4 protein-coding genes are annotated in these 4,566 nt (G+C 64.8%); all 4 read right to left on the bottom strand.

Annotation, left to right across the window (positions count from 1 at the left end):
- Window positions 1–148: 148 nt before the first annotated feature.
- Window positions 149–1,030, bottom strand: coding sequence for an EamA family transporter (locus EN939_RS21995; RefSeq protein ID WP_127269637.1), 882 nt, complete (start codon window positions 1,028–1,030; stop codon window positions 149–151).
- 214 nt (window positions 1,031–1,244) lie between these two features.
- Window positions 1,245–2,327, bottom strand: coding sequence for a sensor histidine kinase (locus tag EN939_RS21990; RefSeq protein ID WP_127269636.1), 1,083 nt, complete (start codon window positions 2,325–2,327; stop codon window positions 1,245–1,247).
- A 163-nt stretch (window positions 2,328–2,490) separates the two neighbouring features.
- The gene (locus EN939_RS21985; protein WP_127269635.1) at window positions 2,491–3,981 is read right to left on the bottom strand and encodes an efflux transporter outer membrane subunit; all 1,491 of its coding nucleotides are present in this window, start codon (window positions 3,979–3,981) and stop codon (window positions 2,491–2,493) included.
- 12 nt (window positions 3,982–3,993) lie between these two features.
- Window positions 3,994–4,566 (bottom strand): efflux RND transporter permease subunit (locus EN939_RS21980; RefSeq protein ID WP_206528316.1); only part of this gene is annotated, 573 nt, incomplete at its 5' end.

The raw sequence follows: 4,566 nt of genomic DNA, 5'->3' as shown, positions 1-4,566 counted from the left end.
GATCACGTTCTGTCCAGCGCCGGAAATACTTGTGCGCCAGGTGACAATTCCAGTGCCGTCATGGACAAGGATTGGCTTAATTTCGTGGATTGGGCTGGTTGAATTTCGGATTACTCGAAAATACCCAGTGCCGACGAATCGCGCCACCCTACTCCGGCGATGGCACCGGCGGCCGTGATGTCAGCGCCGTGCCGAAGGCGGCGACAACAACGGCTGCGATCCCGGCCAATTGCGTGGTGGTGAGGCTCTCGTGCAGGAACAGGAAGCCGGCCAGTGCACCCAGCCCCGGCTCCAGGCAGGTCAGCGTGCCGTAGATGCGCGCCGGCATGCGGGTCAGCGCCACCATCTCCAGAAAGAACGGCAACGCGCTGGAAAACAGGCCGACCAGCAGCGCGCTGACCAGGATCGACGGCGACAGCAGCGCGGATCCCGCCTGCGCGATACCGAAGGGCAGCACCAGCACGGCGGCGATGGCCATGCCGTAGGCAGTGGTGCGGGTACCAAGCTCCGCGCCGGCCTTCTGGGCCAGCACGATATAAAGCGCCCAGAAGCCGCCGGCCGCCAGCGCCAGCATCACCCCGATCGGATCAAGCGGCGCGAGGGAATGAACGAAGGGCGACAACAGCAGGATGCCGGCCACCGCCAGCGCGATCCAGGCAAAGTCGCTGGCGCGCCGCGAGCTTAAGGTCGCCACCAGAAGCGGGCCGGTAAACTCCAGCGCCACCGCGATGCCGAGCGGAATCCTGGCCAGCGCTGCGTAGAACAGGAGGTTGAGCGCGCAAAGCGTCACCCCATAGGCGACCAGCCACGGCAGAGTGGCACGCGAGGGCCGCATCTGCCAGGGCCGCAGCACCGCGATCAGCATCAGCGCACCGATGACCAGCCGCAGCGTTGTCGTGCCTTGCGCGCCGATCTGCGGGAACAGGCCCTTGGCGAAGGCGGCGCCGATCTGGATCGACACCATAGCGCCCATCAGTGCTGCGACCGGCAGGGGCGCCGCTTGGCGACTGGCAACCGGCGTCGATGTCACTTGGTTTTGTCCTTCCCCGATGCCAGGGCAGAAACCGCCTGACGGTGTGGAGTTAGGACGAACCAGCCGGCCTGTCGTGAGGCAGCGGCAACTGCTCGCTAGGGCAAGGACTGCAGGCACCCTATGAGTCTCCCGGACCGCGGAGCGTTCATTGCCGCGGCGCACAAGAATAGCTGGAGATGATCCTGTAGGTGCCAGACCGCAACGACACGCTTCAGGCGGTGGCAGCCGAGCGCTTGAAGAGGATGGTGACTTTAGTGCCCTCGCCAGCGCTCGACTTCACGTCGAACTCCGCCTTGGCATTCTCGGTCAGCGAGCGGGCGATCAGCGCGCCGAGTTTGCCGCGCTTGGGCCAGCTCTCGCCCTCCGGCAGGCCAATGCCGTCATCGGCGATCACGATGCGGCAGCCATCGCCGTCAACCACGCTGTGCAGGGTGATCGTGCCGCCGTTGCGCCCCTGGAAGGCATGTTTGAGCGCATTGGTCAAAAGTTCGTTCACCACCAGCCCGGTCGGCATGGCGACGTTGATCGACACCGGATAGGTGTCGACCTTCATGTCGAGGCGGATGCCCTCGACCGCATGCGAGTTCATCACCGCCGACGCGATCTGGCTGAGATAGACACCAAGATCGACCTCATCCTTGTCATAGTCCCCCGACAGCGTCTGGTAGAGGATCGCCAGCGCATCGACGCGACCTGCCAGCCGCTCGAAACGCTTCTGATCCGGTTCGGCCGCGTTGCGCGTCTCCATCCGGATCAGTGCGGTGATCATCTGGAGATTGTTCTTTACCCGGTGCTGCAGTTCGCGCAGCAGCGTGTCCTTCTCGCGGATGCGCTCATCGAGCGATCGCGCATCCTCCGTTTCGCCATGGGCCGAGACGTCGACCAGCGCCACCAGCCGGAAGCAGACCTTGCCATTGTCGTCCTCGATGACATTGGAATAGACGTCGACGATCGCCGGTTGGTCTTCTGTCCGCTCCAGCCGGAACGTGCCGATGAAATCGGTGTCCTCGACCACGACCTCGAACAGCGGCCGGTCCTTCTGCTTGTGCAGGCCGGTGCCGGAAAGCGCCGCCCAGTGTTGCCGAGCGAGCGTCGCCGCCTTGAGGCCGGACAGTTTCTCGAATTCCGGATTGGCATAGACGACACGCTCCTTCGAACCGAGATCCGAGACGGCAATGGCGATCGGTACCTGGTCGAGGAACTTCTTGAACTGTTCGCTTTCCAGCGCGCTGGCAAGGTCCGGCGTTTCGAGCAGCTGCCCGACCGCTTCGGCCTTCTGTGTATCGGATGTCATCTGCGGCGCCTGTGCTGTGTGATCACCATCAATAACAGCGATGCGATCTCCCCGCCATCGCCAAAGCACGAGGCGGCATTTCACGCGCCGTCACAAGTGGTGTGTCGCACAATCTCGAAATCTGCGTAGCCGCGTCGAAATTGACCGAGGCCCAGGGAACCGCTCACGAGGCCGGCTTCGACGCCAGCCTTGGCCCGGTCTTGACGTCGACGATCTCAGGCTTGGCACTGTCCACCGTGCCATCCCAGCCGCCACCGAGCGCCTTGTTGAGGGCGATGTAGTTGGTCGCCAGCAGGACGCGGCTTTGCAGCAGCGAGTCCTCGGCCGAGTAGAGCGAGCGCTGGGCGTCGAGCACATCGAGAAGGCTTGTCTCGCCGGCCTTGTAGAGCGTGCCTTCGAGCCGCGCCGCATCGCCATAGGATTTCGCCGAAGAGGCGAGCTTGCCGATCCGGATGCGCTCCTGCGACAACAGCACAAGCGCGTTCTCGACATCCTCGAGCGCCGTCAGCACCGAAGACCGGTATGCGATGAAATATTGATCGCGCTGCGCCTTGGCGACCTCGACGGCCGCCTGCAATTGACCGGCATTGAACAAGGGCACGCTGAGCGTCGGCCCGAACGACCAGCCGATCGACGAATTCTTGCCGAGATCGCCAAGCTTCAGCGCCGCCGTGCTGATGTCTCCCGTCAGGCTGACCGAGGGATAGCGGGCGGCCTCTGCCTGGCCGATCTTGGCGGTGTATTGCGCATATTGGCGTTCCGCCATGCGCAAATCGGGTCGCGAAAGCAAGAGGTCGGCGGGAATTCCGGTGGGCATCGGCAGGCGTGGTGCAGGGATCGGGGCGACCCGCTTCCGCCCCTCGCTGAGCGAGGCAGGCGGCCGGCCGGCCAGCACGGCGAGACGATGCACGGCCTGGGCATAGCTTGCCTCCAGCGTCGGCACCGCGGCTTCGGTGCTCGCTGCCTGCCCCATCGCCTTGGCGACATCGGCGGCGGTCGCCGTGCCCGCCTGCGCCATGGTGCGGGTAAGTTCGGCGGTCTGCCTTTGCGACGCGGCCGAGCGCCGGGCGAGCGCGATGCGGGCCTGGTAGCCGCGCGCCTGGGTATAATAGGAAGCGACATCGCCGACCAGGGTAAGAAGCGTCGAGCGCAGTTCCTCCTGCGAGGCGTCCAGCCCGTAGCGCGCGGCCTCGACGCCTCTGCGGTTGGCGCCGAACAGGTCGAGTTCCCAGCTTGCATCGAAGCCGGCCTGGTACTCGCTGTAGGTGGCGTCAGAGCCTGATGTGGTCTCGGCTGACTTGTTGCGGGTGGCCGAGCCGGAGCCGTCGACCGACGGCAGCAACGTGCCGGCACTCTGGCGGTAGCTGGCGCGCGCCTCGCGGATTTTTGCCTTGGCGGTGGCGACATCGAGATTGCCGGCAACCGCTTCCTCGACAAGCGTGTTCAGCTCGGGATCGCGCAGCCGCTGCCACCATTTTGACAGTTGCGCCGGCTGGGCAGGCTTTGTCGGCTTGTGGCCGCTCCAGCTTGCTGGCATCGCCAATATGGGCGTCTGATAATCCGGACCGACGACGCATCCCGCGAGCAGGACAGCGGTAATCATAGGCGCAAGAAGCCGCCTCGCGGCCACCGAGCCACGTTCCAAACCTGTCATGTGAAGTTGTCCTTATTGCTGGTTGGCCGTCACCGGCGTCTCGCCCGTATCTGGTTTGGCCGCCCTGCCCTTGAAGATGCGCCGCACGGTGACGAACAGCAGCGGCACCAGGAAGACACCGATCACCGTCGCTGCGATCATCCCGCCCATCACGCCGATGCCGACGGAGTTCTGCGCACCCGAGCCCGCACCGCTGGCAATCGCCAGCGGCAACACGCCGAGGATGAAGGCCAGCGACGTCATCAGGATCGGCCGCAGCCGCTGTCGTGCTGCCTCCAGCGTCGCCTCGACGAGCCCCATCCCGGCGGTCTGCCGCTCGATGGCGAACTCGACGATGAGGATGGCATTCTTGGCCGCGAGACCGATCGTGGTCAGCAGGCCGACCTTGAAATAGACGTCGTTGGACTGGCCGAACAGGCTTGCCGCCAGCAGCGCGCCGAAGATGCCGATCGGCACCGACAGCATGACCGCGAACGGGATCGACCAGCTCTCATAGAGTGCTGCCAGGCAAAGGAACACCACAAGGGCCGAGATCGCATAGAGCGACAGCGCCTGGTTGCCGGAAAGCTTCTCCTGGTGCGACAG

It is taken from the genome of Mesorhizobium sp. M7A.F.Ca.CA.002.05.1.1 (genome assembly GCF_003998335.1).
Classification (GTDB): Bacteria; Pseudomonadota; Alphaproteobacteria; order Rhizobiales; family Rhizobiaceae; genus Mesorhizobium.
Note: the sequence above shows the minus strand (reverse complement) of the source record. Positions and strands in the feature narration are given on the sequence as shown.

Coding starts and splice junctions, on each gene's coding strand:
- EN939_RS21990 (WP_127269636.1), bottom strand. CDS start 2,327: ATGACATCCGATACACAGAAGGCCGAAGCGGTCGGGCAGCTGCTCGAA.
- EN939_RS21985 (WP_127269635.1), bottom strand. CDS start 3,981: ATGACAGGTTTGGAACGTGGCTCGGTGGCCGCGAGGCGGCTTCTTGCG.